The sequence below is a fragment of the Arthrobacter sp. GmRoot5-12 genome, from assembly GCF_059739365.1.
On record NZ_AP046056.1, the window covers coordinates 3,010,013 to 3,027,570 of the forward strand.

General features: G+C 67.3%; 17 protein-coding genes. 14 read left to right on the forward strand and 3 right to left on the reverse strand.

Translation table 11 applies throughout. From position 1 onward, the window contains the following. The first annotated feature begins 45 nt into the window (after positions 1-45). From AC6JAM_RS13855 to AC6JAM_RS13880, 6 genes are all read left to right on the forward strand, one after another. Positions 46-699 (forward strand): TetR/AcrR family transcriptional regulator, encoded by a 654-nt coding sequence (locus AC6JAM_RS13855; protein WP_478223046.1) that lies wholly within the window; start codon positions 46-48, stop codon positions 697-699. A 155-nt stretch (positions 700-854) separates the two neighbouring features. Then, on the forward strand, positions 855-1,406 hold the full coding sequence (locus AC6JAM_RS13860; RefSeq protein ID WP_488315767.1) for an alternate-type signal peptide domain-containing protein: 552 nt from the start codon (positions 855-857) through the stop codon (positions 1,404-1,406). A gap of 74 nt (positions 1,407-1,480) precedes the next feature. Then, positions 1,481-2,089 carry a hypothetical protein gene (locus tag AC6JAM_RS13865; protein WP_488315768.1) on the forward strand — a complete coding sequence of 203 codons (609 nt, stop codon included), beginning with the start codon at positions 1,481-1,483 and terminating at the stop codon, positions 2,087-2,089. Beyond that, a complete protein-coding gene (locus tag AC6JAM_RS13870) occupies positions 2,079-2,723 on the forward strand; it encodes a signal peptidase I (RefSeq protein WP_497935071.1) in 645 nt (214 codons plus the stop codon). The genes AC6JAM_RS13865 and AC6JAM_RS13870 overlap by 11 nt, the downstream gene beginning before the upstream one ends. Then, positions 2,724-3,218, forward strand: coding sequence for a hypothetical protein (locus tag AC6JAM_RS13875; protein ID WP_018768644.1), 495 nt, complete (start codon positions 2,724-2,726; stop codon positions 3,216-3,218). It abuts the gene before it with no gap. 332 nt (positions 3,219-3,550) lie between these two features. After that, a complete protein-coding gene (locus AC6JAM_RS13880; protein WP_018768643.1) occupies positions 3,551-3,928 on the forward strand; it encodes a VOC family protein in 378 nt (125 codons plus the stop codon). Positions 3,929-4,063: 135 nt separating this feature from the next. On the opposite strand, the gene AC6JAM_RS13885 is transcribed toward AC6JAM_RS13880, so the two are convergent. Further along, the gene (locus tag AC6JAM_RS13885; protein ID WP_134163960.1) at positions 4,064-4,996 is read right to left on the reverse strand and encodes a phosphatase PAP2 family protein; all 933 of its coding nucleotides are present in this window, start codon (positions 4,994-4,996) and stop codon (positions 4,064-4,066) included. A 101-nt stretch (positions 4,997-5,097) separates the two neighbouring features. Further along, the gene (locus AC6JAM_RS13890; protein ID WP_497935075.1) at positions 5,098-6,312 is read right to left on the reverse strand and encodes an MFS transporter; all 1,215 of its coding nucleotides are present in this window, start codon (positions 6,310-6,312) and stop codon (positions 5,098-5,100) included. 53 nt (positions 6,313-6,365) lie between these two features. Between AC6JAM_RS13890 and AC6JAM_RS13895 the strand changes: the two genes are divergently transcribed. The 6 genes from AC6JAM_RS13895 (at position 6,366) to AC6JAM_RS13920 (ending at position 11,954) form a co-directional block, all read left to right on the forward strand. Next, positions 6,366-7,352: an ABC transporter ATP-binding protein gene (locus tag AC6JAM_RS13895; RefSeq protein ID WP_056392978.1), complete on the forward strand. Its 987-nt coding sequence runs from the start codon at positions 6,366-6,368 to the stop codon at positions 7,350-7,352. Position 7,353: 1 nt separating this feature from the next. Beyond that, positions 7,354-8,976: an ABC transporter permease gene (locus AC6JAM_RS13900; protein WP_497935078.1), complete on the forward strand. Its 1,623-nt coding sequence runs from the start codon at positions 7,354-7,356 to the stop codon at positions 8,974-8,976. Continuing rightward, complete coding sequence (locus AC6JAM_RS13905; RefSeq protein ID WP_134163956.1) at positions 8,973-9,485, forward strand: GbsR/MarR family transcriptional regulator; 513 nt, start codon at positions 8,973-8,975, stop codon at positions 9,483-9,485. Before AC6JAM_RS13900 ends, AC6JAM_RS13905 begins: the two co-directional genes overlap by 4 nt. Beyond that, positions 9,482-10,498: a magnesium/cobalt transporter CorA gene (gene corA / locus AC6JAM_RS13910; protein ID WP_497935081.1), complete on the forward strand. Its 1,017-nt coding sequence runs from the start codon at positions 9,482-9,484 to the stop codon at positions 10,496-10,498. The genes AC6JAM_RS13905 and corA overlap by 4 nt, the downstream gene beginning before the upstream one ends. Positions 10,499-10,568: 70 nt before the next feature. Then, positions 10,569-11,555, forward strand: coding sequence for an o-succinylbenzoate synthase (locus AC6JAM_RS13915; protein ID WP_497935083.1), 987 nt, complete (start codon positions 10,569-10,571; stop codon positions 11,553-11,555). Positions 11,556-11,711: 156 nt separating this feature from the next. After that, the gene (locus AC6JAM_RS13920; protein ID WP_478223053.1) at positions 11,712-11,954 is read left to right on the forward strand and encodes a hypothetical protein; all 243 of its coding nucleotides are present in this window, start codon (positions 11,712-11,714) and stop codon (positions 11,952-11,954) included. A gap of 34 nt (positions 11,955-11,988) precedes the next feature. Here AC6JAM_RS13920 and AC6JAM_RS13925 read toward each other — a convergent pair whose 3' ends face one another. Next, positions 11,989-13,161, reverse strand: coding sequence for a serine hydrolase domain-containing protein (locus tag AC6JAM_RS13925; RefSeq protein ID WP_497935087.1), 1,173 nt, complete (start codon positions 13,159-13,161; stop codon positions 11,989-11,991). A gap of 301 nt (positions 13,162-13,462) precedes the next feature. Between AC6JAM_RS13925 and AC6JAM_RS13930 the strand changes: the two genes are divergently transcribed. Further along, positions 13,463-15,529: a PhoX family protein gene (locus AC6JAM_RS13930; RefSeq protein ID WP_497935089.1), complete on the forward strand. Its 2,067-nt coding sequence runs from the start codon at positions 13,463-13,465 to the stop codon at positions 15,527-15,529. 191 nt (positions 15,530-15,720) lie between these two features. Then, the gene (gene menD / locus AC6JAM_RS13935; protein WP_497935963.1) at positions 15,721-17,478 is read left to right on the forward strand and encodes a 2-succinyl-5-enolpyruvyl-6-hydroxy-3-cyclohexene-1-carboxylic-acid synthase; all 1,758 of its coding nucleotides are present in this window, start codon (positions 15,721-15,723) and stop codon (positions 17,476-17,478) included. Positions 17,479-17,558: the final 80 nt, after the last annotated feature.

Below are 17,558 nucleotides of genomic sequence, written 5' to 3' on the forward strand. Positions count from 1 at the left end.
GATTCATCCGAATATACTTCGGATGAAATTAGGGTAGGCCTCCCGATGGATGCAGTCAATGCCCCGGCCCGCCGCTATCACTCGCCGCTCCGGAAGGAACAGGCGGCGGCCACCCGCGACGCCGTGTTGGCTGCTGCCCGTGAACTTTTTGTGGGGGAGGGCTACCGTTCCAGCACCGTGGCCGGCATCGCACGGAGGGCTGGCGTCGCCGTCGACACCATCTATGCCACCATCGGCCGAAAACCGGACCTCCTGCGGGAAGTGGTGGAAACGGCCATCTCCGGGACCGGCCAGGCGGTGCCCGCCGAGCGCCGCGACTATGTAATCCGAATGCGGGAGGCGAAGGCTGCAGCCGAAAAGATTTCCATATACGCCCATGCTCTGGCCCGCATCCAGCCGCGCCTTGCTCCGGTATACGTGGCGTTGCGCGATGCCGCCGGCACGGATCCCGACTGCGCAGCACTGTGGAAGGAAATCTCGGACCGGCGCGCGGCCAACATGCTGAAGTTCGTTGAGGACCTTGCCTCCACCGGGGAACTGCGGACGGACCGGCCTGCCGAAGAGCTTGCCGACGCCGTATGGAGCATGAACGGGCCCGAATACTGGGTGCTGCTGGTGGACCAGCGCGGGTGGAGTCCGGAACGGTTCGCAGACTGGCTGACCGATGCCTGGTGCCGGCTATTGCTGGAGCAGAAATAAGCTGCATTCCGATAGAAGTGCAGGTCAGGTGCTGGTTGAAATTTCAAATAACTTGAGCTTTCGTTGACGTTTTACCCCCTCACTTCCTGAGCTTGGCACGGCAATGTTGTCCCCAGCTAGACAAAACGCACACACAAAAAGTCTGAGGGGACATCATGAAGAACAGCACTCTGATTAAGGGAACCGCAGCCATCGCCGTTGGCGCAGCACTGTTGCTGGGCGGCGGGGGAACCCTGGCCAACTGGAACGCGGCAGATGCCGCGACTCCCGGCATCATCGTGGCCGGTGACCTCAATGTTAAGGCTGGCGCCGGCGTATGGACGGACCGCAACGGTGCCACCATTGACATCAGCACTTACAAAGTGGTCCCGGGTGACAAGCTCACCTTCACCCAGGATCTGACCGTAACCCTGGTCGGCAACAAGATGGCCGCCAACGTTGTTCTCGCCGATGTTCCCACCAGCACTTTCACCACCGACAACGTCATCGTTTCACCGCTCAAACTCACCAACAGCGCGGGCGATGTAACGTCCAGCACTGTCTTGAAGCCCGTTACCGGAAGTACCACCCAGACGGTCACGGCAACAACCGTTTTCGAATTCAAAGGCGCCACGACCGGCCGCAGTGATGTCACCAAGAACTACAACCTCGGAAACGTGAGCTACACCCTGACCCAGGTGAACTCCGCTAACGACGGTCTTTCCTAGCCTTGCGCAGGCGGGTGGCCTCAAGGTCACCCGCCTGGATTGACCGAAGCCAGGAATCAGGACCAGGAGGAACCATGCGCACCAAGCGCAGGCTGCAGGCGGCAGCGCTGACCGCCGTTGCAGTGGTCCTGGGACTGTTCACCGTTCAGGGAACCTACGCGTTGTGGAGCGCGGCGGCATCAGCCTCCCCTGGGACCATCACGTCGGCGTCGTTCGATACGGCGCTGACGGCGGTCAACACGGGACAAACAACCACAATGACCCTTGCTGACGGTTCGGCTGCCACCTTGACCCTTTCTCCCGCAGGGACACTGGGCCCGGGCACCTCGGTCTACGGCGGAGTGGTGGTCACCAACAACACCAATGCCGGCGGCCAGTTCAACACGGCGATCACGGCAGGCCAGCCCACCATCGCAAACGTCAGCGGCGGAACCCTCGCCAGTTACGTCAGCGTCAACGCCAAAACTGCGGCTTCCTCCGCAGAATGCAGCACCGCCACAGGCTTCGGGTCAATCAGTACCGCAGGGCTTGTCTCGCCCACGGTTGCCAAAGGCGGTTCCACCGTCTTCTGTTTCCAGGTGAGCCTGAGCACCAGCGCCCCCTCCACAGTGAAAGGACAGGCAGTGAACATCTCGCTCCAACTCACCGCACGTCAGCTCTGCGGGGTGCCCAGTGGCTGCTGACCTGACCGAACGCCTGCTGGGCGGCGAAGCCGACCCGACAGAACCGCGGAGCGGGACTCCGGCAACCACCCGGCAGCGTGGACGAAGGCGCACTGCCGCCTGGGCCGTCGTCGGACGTTTCCTGAGCATGGCAGCCATGCTGGTGTCACTGTTCGCCGCCCTGGTCCTCATCGTGGTTCCGGTGGCGACGGGTTCGCAGACCTACACGGTGCTGACCAAATCCATGGCGCAGAAGTACCCGCCGGGCACGTTCATGGTGATGAAACCTGCCCCGTTTGATGAGCTGAAATATGGTGACGTCATCACTTTCCAGCTCTACTCAGGCCGGCCCGATGTGGAGACGCACCGGATCGTGGGGTTCGGGTCCACCCAGCAGGGCGAGAAGACACTGATCACCAAGGGCGACAACAACGGCGCCAACGATGAGAACCCCGTCCGCGCCATCCAGGTCAAGGGCAAGCTGTTCTACGCAGTCCCGTACGTGGGTTTCGTGGCCAACTTCCTGGGGAATTCCGACCGTGGGACCTGGACAGTCGTCGCTGCCGTGGCACTCATCGGCTACGGAGCCATCACCGTGTACAGGTCGGTCCGCAAGACCCGTTCCCGGGACAACGCGGCCGCCGGGGCGCAGTAGATGGCACGGATCCGGAATGCTCCCGGTGCGGGCCTCGCCGTCGGGGCCTTCATCCTCACGGTGCTGCTGGGCATAGGCGGCGCCTCGGCCTCGGCCCTCTGGCAGCAGAGCGCCACGGCCACCATGACCGTCACTGCCTCCGGCGCGTGGCCGAACCAATTCTCGGGATTCACCTGCACCAATGACAACCCGCGGCAAACCGCAACCTTGTCAGCGGTGGGGACGACGGCGCCAACGACACTTACCTACGCCGCACTCCAGTCGAACGGCACGTATGGGCCCTCCTACAACGAGTCCGTAAGCCTGGGAACAACCAGCACCATCACCCTGACCATCAACTCGCAGATCGTGCTGGCCAACAGGACCACCACCCCACTGACCATCCGTGTCACAGCGACATACGCGAACCAGGTGCAGACCACCGCGTCAGCCACCGTGTCACTGGAACAAGGAAACAACAGCAACAAAGTCACCTGCTTGTCCACAACCTTCTAGGCGCCGGTCCACCGCCAGCCCGACGGAAGAAGGCGCCGCTGCTAACACCCCCCACGCAGCGGCGCCGCCTCCCGCCGGGCTGGGGCTTGCCCGTCCAGCGGTGGTTCTGCCCGCCCTCGTCACGACGCGCATATTCACTTTCGACCCGCAGTTACCTTTGCGTCCCGGATATTTGGGCCGCGGAGGGGAGTATCCGTGTCGAGAACAACCCTGCGCGTCGAGAACAACCCTGCGCGTCGAAGGCGAGTTGCCGCGCGAGGTGCGTGCCGCCGTCGTGCCTTCCGGTCCGTGTCCGCCCGCACGCAGCCGCGGCCCGTCCGTACACTGGCACCATGTCATGCCGTATCAGCGAACTGGTCCTGAACTGTGCCGACCCGGAACTGCTTGCGCGGTTCTGGAGCGGGGTCCTGGGTTATGTGGAGATCGACCGGGAGGATGGTGCGATTGAGATCGGACCGCCCGATGCCGGCTTTGGCGGTCTGCAGCCCACCATCTTCCTGAGCCCCAGCAGCAATCCGCGGGTGGGGAGGCTTCCGCTGCATATCGACGTCAACCCCGTGGACCGGGACCAGGACGCGGAGCTGGAACGCCTGCTGGCCCTCGGCGCACGGCCGGCCGACGTGGGGCAGACCGGCGACGAGCAGTGGCACGTGCTGCAGGACCCGGAAGGCAACGAGTTCTGCCTCCTGCGCAAGCGGCTCGATCCCTGAGACCTCCGCCGGAGAGGCTGCAAGCGGGAGAACAGTGGGGGTACCGGGCGGCGCCCACTTCAAGACGCCGCCCGGGCACCTGCAACTATCCCGGGCATGGCTCAAGCCAGGGGGTATCAATTCCTCAAGATTTGCTCAAAACCCCGCTGCCGGCGGCCGCTCCGTGCTACTGGGCGCGTCCCGCCGTCGTGCCGCGTAGGCGAACAGGGAGGTTGTGGCAACGGTGGCCAGGTATCCCGCGATCACAATCAGGGAGATGCCTGCCCAGAAGTAGTTGGTGGTGCTGGCCTCCTGCCACGGACTGGGCGCAATCCGGATCAACGAATACACCGCCACCACGGCCGAGGCCAGCCCGATCAGCACCGGCAGCGTAAGCCAGATCCGGGCGGATCCCACGTGCTCGCCGAACCCGTCCCATTCGTTCCATGAACCACGGCGGAGGATCAGCCAGCCGGCAGGGATCATGAACGCCCCCACCAGCAGGAACGCTGCCACCACGTCGGCCGGCCGGTGCCATTGGTTGATCAGCGTGGACACCCCCGAGGCGATGGCAAAGGTGCCGCCAATGAAGCCGGCCATGGGGCGCCAGCGCGGCGACGCCATCAAAAACACCGCAGCCGCCGCGGACGCGGCCAGGGTGGTGTGCCCCGACGGCAGCGAATTCAGCTCCAGCGTCAACACGCCTTTGTCCGGGCGCGGCGGCAGGAGGTCCTTCAGTACCTGGGTTGCCACGTTGGCGCCGACGCACGCGGCCACGGCGATCCCTGCCTCCGTCCAGTGCCGCCGGATCACCGTCACAAAAAGGACCACGACGGCGGCCATCACCAGCGAGATGGTGGGCAGCAGGTCCAGGAACCGGGTGGCGGCCTTGCCGGCGGGGCCGTGGATCTCCACGGCCTCCACCAGCGCGGACTCGTCAATGAACTGTCCGGTGGTGGTCTGGACGAAGAAGTAGTAGGTGGCAACCAGCCCGGCAATGCACGCCAGGGTGGACAGCACGAACAGGAACGCCGAGCCCGGGGCAGGCCGGGCCGGGGTCCTGGTGGGTAGTTGCCGTGAAGAAGTCATCGCGGTTAAGGGTGACACAGAAAGCTGGAAGACCTCTCAAGCGTTGAAACTGGCTCGCACTAACTGTCGTTTTCAGGGCTCAAAACGACAGTTACTGCGAGCTAGTTGGGCCGCGGGGGGTTGATTGGGCCGCGGTGGGTGGGTTGGACCGGGTCCAGCCGGGGGATGCTCGCCGCGGCCGCCAGCAGCGCCAGCACACCCAGCCCGAACGGAAGCGCCGTGGCCGTGGCGATGCCGCCCACCAACAGCGGCCCGCCGGCGTCGCCCAGTTCGCGTCCCAGTTCCGCCGAGCCCATGGTCCTGCCCATCCGTTCGGGGGGTGTGGTGTCCGCCAGGTGGGCGAAACCGAGGGGGGTCACCGCGCCGATCCCAACCCCGATGAACGCCGCGGCAACGAAGATGGTGACCACTCCCGGGGCGGCCGCCACCAGGCCGACGCCCGCGGCAATCAGCAGCAGGCCCGTCGTCGTGCCCCTGTTGTCCGTGACGGCGTGCCGGTCCCGCAGCCGCCCGATCCACGGCTGGGTCAGCACCGAGCCCAGCGCCACCACGCTCACCGCCGCCGTCCCGGCGAAGGCGTCCAGGCCGTGCCGGGTGGCCAGCGCCGGAAGGAAGCCGACGGCGGCACCCAGCGCACCCGTTGAGGCAGCCAGCACCAGCGTGGGGACCAGGAACCGGCGCTCGCCCACCTGCCGCGCCAGGTCCAGCACCGTGTACCGCTTCCGCGGCAGCGGCGCCAGATGCGGCACGGACACCAGCACCCACACCGCAGTGACAGCGGCCAGCGCCGACAGCGTGCCGAACAGCAGCGGGAAGCCGCCGGCCAGGATCAGGCCGGCACCCAAAGGCGGCCCGATGATGTAGCCCAGGCTCTTCCAGGACCCGTACCGGCCAAAGTAGGTTCCCGCCTTCCCGCCGCGGGCCATCCTTGCCACCATGGCGGACGACGCCGGCGAGAAGGCCGACGCCGCCGCCCCCTGTCCCAGCCTGGCCAGGGCAAGGATCAGCGGGTCAGCTGCGCCAAGGCCGATCAAGGACAGGGCGGCAAAAGCGAAGAGGCCGCCGACGACGACGGGTTTGGCGCCGATCCGGTCGCTGAGCGCACCGAAGACGGGCTTCAGGAAGACCTCGGCAACGTCGTAGAGGGCCAGCAGGATGCCCAGGTTCAGCAGGGTCAGCCCGATGTTTCCGCTCTGCGCGCCCAGCCCGGCCGCGATGCTGTGGGCACCGAAAGCGGTGACGAACCCCGCGGCATACAGCGGTGCCGAGGACGAGCTGGCGGCCTTGCCGCTGGACTGGGGGTGGCCGGTGCTCATAGTGGGGACTTTAGTACCTTCATAAATTTGTGAAAACTTCGAAGACTTGAACCATGAACACCGTTGTCCACACAGCGAACCTGCACAAGCACTTTGGGCACGTCAGGGCCCTTGACGGCCTCGACCTGGAAGTCCAGCGCGGTGAGATCCACGGTTTCCTGGGTCCCAACGGCGCCGGGAAATCCACCACCCTGCGCATCCTGCTGGGGCTGGCCAGGCCCACGTCCGGCTCCGCGTCCGTCCTGGGTTTCGAGCCCTGGACACAGGCGGTGGAGCTGCACCGCCGGCTGGCCTACGTTCCCGGGGACGTCCGGCTCTGGCCCAACCTCTCCGGCGGGGAAACCATCGACCTGCTGTCCCGGCTGCGCGGCGGCACCGCCGACGGCGGTGCGTACCGGCGTCGAAAAGACCGGCTCTGCCATATCTTCGACTTCGATCCCGCCAAGAAGGGACGCGCCTACTCAAAAGGCAACCGGCAAAAAGTGGCCCTGATCGCGGCCCTCGCCACCGAAGCCGAGGTGTACCTGCTCGACGAACCCACCAGCGGCCTTGACCCGCTCATGGAGGAGGTCTTCCGCAGGGAGCTGCTCACCGCCGTCGACCGCGGAGCCACCGTGCTCCTCTCCAGCCACATCCTCTCGGAGGTGGAGGTGCTGTGCCACCGGGTGAGCATCATCCGCGCGGGCAGGATTGTCGACGGCGGGACGCTGGACTCCCTGCGGCACCTCACCAGGTCGGAGGTGTCGTTCGCCGCTGACGGTTTGGACCCCGAGGCCCTGGCCCGCCTGGGGGCTGTGCATGACCTGACGGTCGACGCCGGGCGGATCCGGTTCAGCGCCGACACCGACCGGATCGCGGAGGTGCTTCCCGCCCTGGGCGCCCTGGGCGTTCAGGGCCTGACGATTGTTCCGCCGTCCCTGGAGGAACTGTTCCTGCGCCACTACGGCGACAGCGCCGGTACCGCCGGGCCACAGGCTGATGCGCCCGACGGCGGACATGGCTCCCGGCGCCACCTGCTCGGCGCGAGGGGGCGGGGCTGACATGGCCGTCCTCCTGGTCCTCTGGGGCCAGCGGCTGCGCCGGGACCGCTGGCAGCTGCTGAGCTGGGTGGCAGCCATCGGGGCGTTCGCCTGGTTTGCAGCGGCCGCCGTGACCCAGACCTACGGCAACGTGGCCAGCCGCACGGAGATCCTGCAGGTGGCCATCGCCACGCCCGCCATCCTGATGCTGCGCGGCCTGCCCCGTGGCGCCGACCAGGGGGCCTTCACGTTCTTCCTGATCTACGCGTTCCTTGCCCTGCTGGCAGGTCTGATGAGCACCTTCCTCGCGGTCCGCCACACCCGGGCGGACGAGGAAACCGGGACGGCGGAACTGGTGGCCGCCACGCCTGCCGGCCGCCTGCTGCCCAATTCCGCCACCCTGCTGCACGGCGTCACAGCCAACATCCTGGTGGCGCTCGCGGTGTTTGGCGGATTCGCCGCCCAGGGGCTGGACGCGCAGGGTGCCCTGACCGCCGGAGCCGCAACGGGCGCCGTCGGCCTCGCCTTCCTTGGCGTGGGACTGCTGGTGGCCCAGTTCATGGGGACTTCGCGCGGTGCGAACGGGGTCTCGGCCGCGCTGGTTGTCCTGGCCTATGTCCTGCGTGGGATCGGGGACGCCACCGGGACGCCCGGCGCTGACGGGACCACTATGACTGAAGGGGCAGCCAGCTGGTTCTCACCGATCGGCTGGGGCCAGCAGACGTTCGCGTTCTCCGGCAACCGCACCTGGCCGCTGCTGCTGCCGGTGGGGCTCGCCGCCGGCTGCCTCGCCGCCGCCTGGCTCATCCTCCGCACGCGGGACAGCGGGGCCAGCGTCTGGGGTGCCAGGCCGGGACGCGCCGCCGCCCGGCCGGGGCTGCGAAGCCCGGCAGCCCTGGCGCTGCGGCTGCAGTCCGGGTCGATCATCGGGTGGGGGCTCAGCGGGCTGGCCCTCGGGCTGCTGGCGGGGTCGCTCGGAAAGGCGATTGCCGCCGTCGACACCCCTGACACCAACATCACTGCCGTGATGCGGGCCATGCTCCAGTCGCAGGGCACATCACTGACCCAGCTCATGGTGTCGGTACTCTTCTCGATGGCCGGGGTCCTGGCGGCGGCGTGCGCCCTCCAGGCGGTGATCAGGCTGCGGCAGGAGGAAGCCGCCGGAACCGCCGAACTCTTGCTGGCCGCACCGGTGGGCCGGGTCCGGTGGCTGGCCGGCTACCTGCTGCTGGGCGCGGGGGCTGTGGTGCTGGTGGTGGGCCTGGCCGGGGTGGGGGCGTGGGCCACGCTCACCGGTTCCGGGGATACCTCAATGCCGGCCGATGCGCTGTGGGAAACCGCGTTGGCCCAGCTGCCCGCAGCGTTGATCTACCTTGCCGTTCCGGCGCTGGTGTTCGTCCTGTGGCCTGCCGGGACCACCGCCACCAGTTGGGCGTTGCTGGCCCTGGGCGTGATGCTGGGAATCTTCGGGGGCATGCTGGGGCTGGACCAAAGCCTGCGCGACCTGTCCCCGTTCACCCACACACCGGTACCGCACGGGGACGCCACGGACTGGAGCGGCGCATGGTGGATGTTGGCCATCGCCGCGGCTGCCGCCGCGCTGGCCATTGCGGGCATGCGGCGGCGGGAAGTGGGGTCGGCATGAGCACCCGAGCTGAGGTGGCGGCTGCCCGGGACACGCTGGCCGCCGCGGCTTCCACCGCCGCCGCTGCCGAAATAACTGCCGCTGCCTTCGCCGCCGCCGGTTTCCCCAAGATGCCGGCACGGACCCTGCTGGCACTGGTGTCCTCCGAGCAGGGGAGCCTCACGGCTGCGGAACTTTCGGAGCGGCTGGGGGCCAGCGCCGCGGCGGTCTCCGGGGCTGTGCGGTACCTGCAGACGGTGGGCTTCGTCCATCGCGTCTCCCAGCCCGGCAGCCGCCGCGACCTCTACGCCCTGCATGAGGACGAGTGGTACGTGGTGTCCATGCGGAACAGCCCCATCTACGAAAAGCTGGCGGCCCTGACCGACGCCACGGCGGAAACCCTCCCGGAGGGATCAGCGGCCCGGGCCCGGGTGGCGGACATGGCCCGGTTCTACCGGTTCCTCAATGCGCGGATGCCGGCCCTGCTGGACGACTGGGAGCGCGAACGGGCCAGGGAGGCCACGCCGTGACCATCATCGACAACGCCGTGTACGTAAACGGGCTGCGCACCGAGGACCCGGAAGACCTTGACGAGACCTACTTCCTGCTCCGCCAGCGGGAGGGGATGGCGTGGATAGGGCTGTACCGGCCTGACGCAGAGGAACTGCAGTCGGTCGGCGAGGAATTCGACCTCAACGCGCTGGCCATCGAGGACGCACTTGCCGGCCACCAGCGGGCCAAGCTGGAGCACTACGGCGAGTGCCTGTTTTTGGTGCTGAGGCCAGCCCGGTACCGTGACGACGAGGAAAGGGTGGACTTCGGCGAGATCCACGTCTTCGCGGGCGACGAGTACGTGGTCACCGTCCGGCACGCCGAGTCCCCGGATTTGGCCAAGGTCCGCCGCCGGATGGAGTCCATGCCGGAATTCCTGGCCCTGGGACCGGACGCGGTGCTCTACGGGATCCTGGACCAGGTGGTGGACGAATACGAGCCGGTGGTGGCGGGCCTGGAAAACGACATCGACGAAATTGAGGATGACCTGTTCGGTGCGGATCCGGACGTATCCCGCCGCATCTATGAACTGTCCCGGCAGGTCATCACCTTCCAGCGGGCCACGAGTCCGCTGGCGGGGATACTGCAGGCCCTGATCGCCGGAGCCCCGGACCGCGAACAGTCAACCGAGCTTCGGGACCACTACCGCGATGTCCTGGACCACGTCCTCAGGATCAATGAACGCGTGGCATCCTTCCGGGCCCTGCTCCAGAACGCGCTCGCCGTCAACGCCGCCCTCGTGGCCCAGCGGCAAAACGATGAAATGCAGCGGATGACAGAGTCCAGCTTTGAGCAGAACGAGCAGGTCAAGCGCATCTCCTCCTGGGCTGCCATCCTGTTCGCCCCCACGCTGGTGGCGTCCATCTACGGCATGAACTTCGTCAACATGCCCGAACTGGCGTGGACCTATGGCTACCCCTATGCGCTGGGTGTGATGGCGGCCATGGGGCTGGCCCTTTACCTGTCGTTCAAGCACAACAAGTGGATCTGACTTTCCTTCGCTGGCCCTGCGCCTCCTCGACGCGCAAAATTCGCAGTGAGGTGCGGCTACAGTAAACGGCATGCTTGACGAACTCCTGGCCAGCGCGCATGTGGTCAGCCTGCCCATGCGCGTGAAGTTCCGGGGAATCATGGAACGCGAGTCCCTCCTGCTCCGCGGGCCGGCGGGCTGGGGCGAGTTCTGCCCCTTTCCCGAGTATGGCGACGCCGAGGCATCGCACTGGCTGGCCGCCGCCATCGAGGCGGGCTGGCAGGGGTTCCCGGCCCCGCTGCGGGACAGCATCCCGGTCAACGCCACCGTGCCGGCTGTTGCCGCCACCCGGGTGCCGGACGTTCTGGCCCGGTTCGGCCGCGTGGACGCCGTCAAAGTCAAGGTGGCGGAGCAGGGCCAGTCGCTTGACGACGACGTCGCCCGGGTCCGTGCTGTGCGCGCCGCTTTGCCGGACGCGGCCATCCGCGTGGACGCCAACGGCGGCTGGGACGTGCCCGGCGCCGTGGAGGCGTTGACCCGGCTGGCGCCTGTTGGGCTGGAATACGCAGAGCAGCCGGTGCCTTCCATCGAGGGCCTTGCCGAGGTCCGGTCCCGGCTTCGGGACGCCGGGACGCCGGTGTTGATCGCGGCCGACGAAAGCGTCCGCAAGGAAACCGATCCGCTCCGGGTGGCCCGGGCGGGTGCGGCGGACCTGATCGTGGTCAAGGTGGCACCGCTTGGGGGAGTGCGGCGCGCCCTGGACATCGTGGCACAGGCCGGACTCCCCGCCGTGGTCAGCTCCGCGCTGGACACCTCCATCGGCATCCGCGCGGGCCTTGCCCTCGCCGCCGCCCTGCCCGAGCTGCCCTACGCCTGCGGCCTGGGAACAGTGTCGCTGTTTGACTCGGACATCACCACGGACCCCCTAGTGGCCGACGACGGCGCCATCCGCCTGCGCGACGTTGCCGCCGACGCCGGGCTGCTTGAGCGGTTTGCGGCTCCTGCGGAACGCCGCGACTGGTGGCTGGCACGGCTCCGCCGCGTGCACGCCCTCCTCACCCGAGCGACTGCTGAGTAGCTGCCGTTTTCACGCCCCAAACGGCAGTGCCGGCATTGGATGTCGCTGCAGGGTGGCGTCCTGCGGGTGATTGCCGGAGGGTTGCGTGGCTCCTATCATGGTTCCACCGGTTCCTCCCTGCACCGAACAGGGACGTTATTTAAGGTCGCGAGTGCCATGGTGAAGATACCTTTCAGGCATCAGGCGGATGAATCGAAAAAGCGGGAAAACTCCGGGGAGCATCACCGGCTGCACCTGGCGGAATGGCTGAGGCGGGAGGACGAGGGCATCGAGCGTGCCTCCAGCAGTATCTTCCTCAGCAGCCATGACCGGCCACTTGCCCCGCAACGGACCTGCATCCAGGGGCATGAGATCCTGCCGGGGGAGGACCTCTGCTCGCACGGGCATCCCGTGGGTTGAGGAAGACGGCCACCAATCGGGGAGTGTTGTTTCCTCATTTGGCCGGCGCGCACAGCCGGTCAAGGGCCTCGTTAAGGGTTGACTCGATTTGGCCGACCAGGAGTTCGCGCATGTTCTGGGTGGACTCATCCTCCAGCTCTGTCGGAAGCGGCGGGGTGGTGACGGTCATCGCGGCCTGGTAGCGCCCGTCGCTGCTGCTGATCGCCACAGTCTGATAGTCCCAGAAGAGCCCCCTGCCCGCGTAGCGCGGCTGGGGCGAGCAGCCATCTGCGTGTTCCCAGAGGCCCAGCCCGTACGGCGAGAAGACGGTCTTCGCCGTCATCGCGCCCAACGACGCGGCGGAGATTGCCCGGCCCTGGAAAAGGGCCGCCATGAAGTGGTTCATGTCCTCCACTGTCGAAACGGCGCCCACGGCCGGCGAACCGGCACTGAAGATGTTGTCAGTGGTATCGATCCGCTCACCCCGGAGGGTCACATAGCCGTGGAGAAGCCCGGATTCGAGCGGGTCGAGGTGGTCCAGGGTGGTGCTCTTCAAACCAAGCGGACCAAAGATCTCCTCACGCATGACGCTGGTGAAGGGCTTATGCCGCAGTTCCTGGATAAGCAGTCCGAGTGCGAGGTAGTTCGTGTTCGAGTACCTAAAGGAGCCGACGCTGGACCCATCCCACGGGAGGGTGCGGGCCAGCTGCAAACCCCGCTCCATCGTCATCGTCCGGGAAACACTTGGGCGGAAGTCGACGTCGCGCGGCAACGCATCGTTGGCCTCCGGCATGCCAGACGTGTGGCTGAGCAGCTGTCTCACCGTGATGGGGCCCGGAGGATTGAGTGCTGTGAAGCCGGGGATGACATCGTTTACGGGGTCGTCCAGGCCGATGAGGTGGTCGTCGACGAGTTTGAGTACTGCCACGGCCGTCATCGTTTTGGTGACGCTGGCGATCTGCACACGGTCGGTGGCCTGTGCCGGGGTCCTCGTTTCAAGGTCGCGCATGCCAAAGGCCTTGGACCACTCACCTTCCGGCCATTTGACCTGCACGACGGTGGCCACCGCGCCGTCGTTCATGAACAGCTTCACCTGGTTCTCAAGGGAACCGAAGGGGTTGGGGGAGCTTGGGGAGGGGACGGGCTCGTCCGGGGTGTAGGTGCAGCCGGTCACGGCGAGGACGGCGGCGAAGACCGCCCGCCGCCAGGCAGGTCTGTTCGTGCTCATGCCGGGGCATCCGCTCTGGACAGGGTGACGTGTTTGGGCCGCCTGCAGCGCCGTGTCCGGCCAAACCTCTGATGGCGCCGTCCGCCCAGCACTCCAATTTTAAGTCCGCCCACCGCCAGCGGGAAGCAGCCGCGGCATGCTCAGCCAACCCACGGAACGGGCGGTACCACCTGCATTGACGGATGAAACGTTCCTGCAGGTCACGGGCGGTTCACCATAACTTCATCCAATTGATGGCTTCCTGTAGGAACCGGCTGGAAGGGTGATCGGGCACCCCAGCGAGAATTCTTGGAAGGTTCCCATGTCTGAAACTGCCCGCAAGTTCACCCTGCTGCCCATGCTCGGCCATACCAAGGGCAAGCGCAGCCCCGTCACCTGCGCGCTCAAGTGCGACAACGCCTGCGCCGGTGACGTCTGCAACACCAGCTCCAACAGCTACTTCCGCGACATCGCCTCCGCCACCCTGTCCCGCCGCGCCGCCCTGGGCATGGGAGCCGCCGGTGCACTCGCCGTCGTCCTCGGTTCCGCGGTGAGCTCCGCCGAACCCGCCTCCGCTGCGGGCCTGTCCAAGGCCGCCAAGGAAGGCTTCGGCAACTCCAAGCTGCAGTTCACCGCCATCAAGCCCGTGGACAAAGCCGTCGACGCCTTCACCGTTCCGGAAGGTTTCACATGGCAGCCGATCATCCGCTGGGGCGACCCGCTGTTCGCTGACTCGCCGGACTTCGACCTCAACAACCAGACTGCCGCAGCCCAGGCCCGCCAGTTCGGCTACAACAACGACTACACGGACATCGTGGAAATCCCGGGCAGCAAGGGCCGCCGCGCGGTACTGTTCACCAACCACGAATACACCAACGAGAACATCATGGTCCCGGCCGGCTACGACGCCGCCGAAACCCGTGCCATCGGCCGCGCAGCGCACGGCCTGGCCGTGGTGGAACTCGAGCGCAAGAACACCACCAAGCCGTGGAGCTACGTCAAGGGCGCCCCGCTGAACCGCCGCTACCTCTCCGATACCACCTTCGAACTGACCGGCCCCGTCGCCGGCTCGGCCCTCGTCAAAACCGTCGCCGATCCCTCCGGCCGCGCCATCAAAGGCACGTTCGGCAACTGCTCCGGCGGCACCACCCCCTGGGGCACCATCCTCTCCGGCGAGGAAAACTTCAACGGCTACTTCGTGGCCGGCGGCACCTCCGCCAGCGACAAGCGCTACGGCCTCACCGCCAAGCCCACCGCCCGCAAGTGGGAGCTGGACGATCCCCGCTTCGACACCCGCAACGCCGGCTACGAAAACGAAACCAACCGCTTCGGCTGGATCGTGGAAGTCGACCCCTTCGACCCCACCTCAACGCCCAAGAAGCGCTCCGCGATGGGCCGCTTCAAGCACGAGGGTGCCAACGTGATCGTGGCCGAATCCGGTCACGTGGTGGCCTACATGGGCGACGACGAAAAGTTCGACTACCTCTACAAGTTCGTCTCCGCGGAGAAGTACCGTGAGGGCGACCGCAGGCACAACATGGACCTGCTGTCCCAGGGTGACCTCTACGTTGCCAAGTTCACCGGCAACTCTCCCGCGGCAGAAATCACCGGAACCGGGGCGCTCCCCTCCGACGGCGCGTTCGACGGCACCGGAGATTGGCTGCCCCTGGTGGTCGGCGGCAAGTCAGCCGTGCCCGGCATGTCCGTCGAGGAGGTCCTGGTGTACACCCGCCTGGCAGCGGACAAGGTGGGACCCACCAAGATGGACCGGTGCGAGGACGTCCAGCCCAGCCTGCACACCGGCAAGGTCTACGTGGTCTGCACCAACAACTCGGACCGCGGCACCGGCACCAAGGAGGGCGCCACCGAAGTCAACCCGCGCACCCAGAACCGCGACGGGCACATCGTGGAAATCACCGAAACCGGCGACCAGACCTCCACCAAGTTCAACTGGACCCTCCTGATGGTCTGCGGCGACCCGGCGCAGGGCGATGTCACCTACTTCTCCGGCTACCCGGCGGACAAGGTCTCGCCCATCTCCTGCCCGGACAATGTGGCCTTCGACTCCGTGGGCAACCTCTGGATCTCCACCGACGGCGCGCCGTCCGGCATCGGCTACAACGACGGCCTCTTCAAGGTCACCCTGGACGGCGCCGAGCGCGGCAAGGTGGAGCAGTTCCTCTCCGTTCCCCGCGACGCCGAAACCTGCGGCCCGGTCATCCACGACGACGAGCGCATGGTGTTCGTCTCCGTGCAGCACCCCGGCGAGGACGGCACCTTCGAAGCGCCCAACTCCTTCTTCCCGGACTACGTCCCGGCAGGCACGACGCCGGCACCCGGCCAGGTGCGCGCGCCCCGTCCCGCGGTGGTCCAGGTGTTCCGCGGCTAGTCTTCCTTAAGACTGGAAACGCCCGCTCACCTTTGACGGGTTTTCTGGAAACGCCCGCTCACCTTTGACTCCTAATGGGGCCCGGAGGTGAGCGGGCGTTTGGTTTTGGGCGACCAAAGGTGAGCGGGGGTTGGGAGATTGTTTGCCATACATGAGCGGGCGTCGCGGGGTGGCAGACTGGTTGGGTGACTTTGCCGAACGAACCTGCCCCGGAGGCCACCCCTGGATTCCCCGACCAGGATGACCCGGAAGCCCAGTTGAGCGCCCTGGCCGCGGCGCGGATCGCCGTCGACGTCCTGCTCGACGGCGGCGTGCGGCACGTGGTGGTGTCGCCTGGTTCCCGGTCGGCCCCCATGGCGTACGCCCTGGCCGAGGCCTCCGCGGCCGGCCGGGTGGACCTGCTGGTCCGGATCGACGAACGGTCCGCCGGGTTCACGGCCCTGGGCCTGGCCCTGTCCACCGGTTCGCCCGCAGCCGTGCTCACCACGTCCGGGACCGCCGTCGGAAACCTGATGCCGGCGGTGATGGAGGCCAACCATGCTGCCGTCCCGCTCATCGTCCTGTCCGCGGACCGGCCGGAGGAGTTGCGCGGAACCGGCGCCAACCAGACCACCGTGCAGCCGGACCTGTTTGGTGACCAGGTCCGGTTCGCGGCCGACATACCCGCCGGAACCAGTCCGGAGCGGGCCATTCAAACCGGGCTTTCCGCGGCAACCGGCGCCTTCCCGGACCTGCCGCCGGGCCCGGTCCAGCTGAACCTCGCGTTCCGCGACCCCCTGGTCCCGTCCCCCGAAGAAGGTCTGCCGGAGGCGGTGGAACGGACGCGCTACCGGGTGGGCACCGAGCCCTTGGTCATGAACCTGCCCCCGGCAGCGGACAGCCTGCCGGAGCGGCGCACCGTGGTGCTGGCAGGGCACGACGCCGGCCCGGTCGCCGAGGCGTTCGCCCGCGCCCACAACCTGCCGCTGCTCGCCGAACCGTCCTCCAATTCCCGGTTCGGACCCAACGCCGTGGGCCCGTACCGGCTGCTGCTGGAGCATTTCGGACCCAGCTCGGCGCAGCCGATTGAGCGCGTGGTGCTGTTCGGCCGGCCCACCCTGTCCCGTCCCGTGGCCGCGCTGCTGGCCCGCGACGATGTTGAATCCGCCCTGTACCAGCCGGTTCCGGTCGCGTGGTACGAGCCTGGCCGGCGCACCGAGCTGCCGCTGGAGAACCTGGCCGACCTTGCCGATTTCGCCGGCCGGGGCACCTCCGCCTGGCTGGACACCTGGCTCCTCGCCGGCTCGGCTGCCCAGCATGCCCTGGACCAGGTGGTCTCCGCAGAGGCCGCCGCCACCGGCCCCTCCGTTGCCTCACAGGTCTGGAAGCATGCACGCGGCCAGCTGCTGCTCGGGTCCTCCAATGGCATCCGGGATGTGGACCTGGCCGGCGTGCCCGCCACTGATCCGTCCGCCACCGTCTACGCAAACCGGGGCCTTGCCGGGATCGACGGCACCATTTCCACAGCAACCGGCATTGCCCTGGGCGGCCGGCAGGAGACCACCGCCCTCATGGGCGACGTGACCTTCCTCCATGACGCCGGCGGACTCCTCCTCGGCGCGGGGGAGGAGCAGCCGGACCTGCGGATCGTGGTCCTCAATGATTCCGGTGGCGCCATCTTCGGGCTGCTGGAGCACGGGGGAGTCGAGGAGGGCGGCCGGTACGGGGACGTCGTCGAGCGCCTCTTCGGTACCCCGCACTCAGTGGACATCGCGGCACTCGCCGCAGCGTACGGCGTCGCACATTCACTGGTAAGTACGACGGCGGGACTCGCCGAAGCGCTGGCCCGCCCTGTGCAGGGGCGCAGCATCGTGGAGGTCCGGACGGACCGCCGGCAGCTGCGGCAGCTCCACGCCCGCATCAAGGAAGCGGTGGCCGCGGCAGTTGAGGGCGTGCTGGCCGGCCGGTAAGCGCCTGGGGGGCGTGCGCACGTCCTCGACGCGCATATTCCCTCTGGAAGCACAAATTCCCTGGCGCTACCGAGATAACG

Bases quoted from the DNA above. Each gene is read 5' to 3' on its own strand.
- AC6JAM_RS13855 (WP_478223046.1), top strand. From the start codon at position 46: ATGGATGCAGTCAATGCCCCGGCCCGCCGCTATCACTCGCCGCTCCGG.
- AC6JAM_RS13860 (WP_488315767.1), top strand. From the start codon at position 855: ATGAAGAACAGCACTCTGATTAAGGGAACCGCAGCCATCGCCGTTGGC.
- AC6JAM_RS13865 (WP_488315768.1), top strand. From the start codon at position 1,481: ATGCGCACCAAGCGCAGGCTGCAGGCGGCAGCGCTGACCGCCGTTGCA.
- AC6JAM_RS13875 (WP_018768644.1), top strand. From the start codon at position 2,724: ATGGCACGGATCCGGAATGCTCCCGGTGCGGGCCTCGCCGTCGGGGCC.
- AC6JAM_RS13880 (WP_018768643.1), top strand. From the start codon at position 3,551: ATGTCATGCCGTATCAGCGAACTGGTCCTGAACTGTGCCGACCCGGAA.
- AC6JAM_RS13885 (WP_134163960.1), bottom strand. From the start codon at position 4,996: ATGACTTCTTCACGGCAACTACCCACCAGGACCCCGGCCCGGCCTGCC.
- AC6JAM_RS13890 (WP_497935075.1), bottom strand. From the start codon at position 6,312: ATGAGCACCGGCCACCCCCAGTCCAGCGGCAAGGCCGCCAGCTCGTCC.
- AC6JAM_RS13895 (WP_056392978.1), top strand. From the start codon at position 6,366: ATGAACACCGTTGTCCACACAGCGAACCTGCACAAGCACTTTGGGCAC.
- AC6JAM_RS13900 (WP_497935078.1), top strand. From the start codon at position 7,354: ATGGCCGTCCTCCTGGTCCTCTGGGGCCAGCGGCTGCGCCGGGACCGC.
- AC6JAM_RS13905 (WP_134163956.1), top strand. From the start codon at position 8,973: ATGAGCACCCGAGCTGAGGTGGCGGCTGCCCGGGACACGCTGGCCGCC.
- AC6JAM_RS13915 (WP_497935083.1), top strand. From the start codon at position 10,569: ATGCTTGACGAACTCCTGGCCAGCGCGCATGTGGTCAGCCTGCCCATG.
- AC6JAM_RS13920 (WP_478223053.1), top strand. From the start codon at position 11,712: ATGGTGAAGATACCTTTCAGGCATCAGGCGGATGAATCGAAAAAGCGG.
- AC6JAM_RS13925 (WP_497935087.1), bottom strand. From the start codon at position 13,161: ATGAGCACGAACAGACCTGCCTGGCGGCGGGCGGTCTTCGCCGCCGTC.
- AC6JAM_RS13930 (WP_497935089.1), top strand. From the start codon at position 13,463: ATGTCTGAAACTGCCCGCAAGTTCACCCTGCTGCCCATGCTCGGCCAT.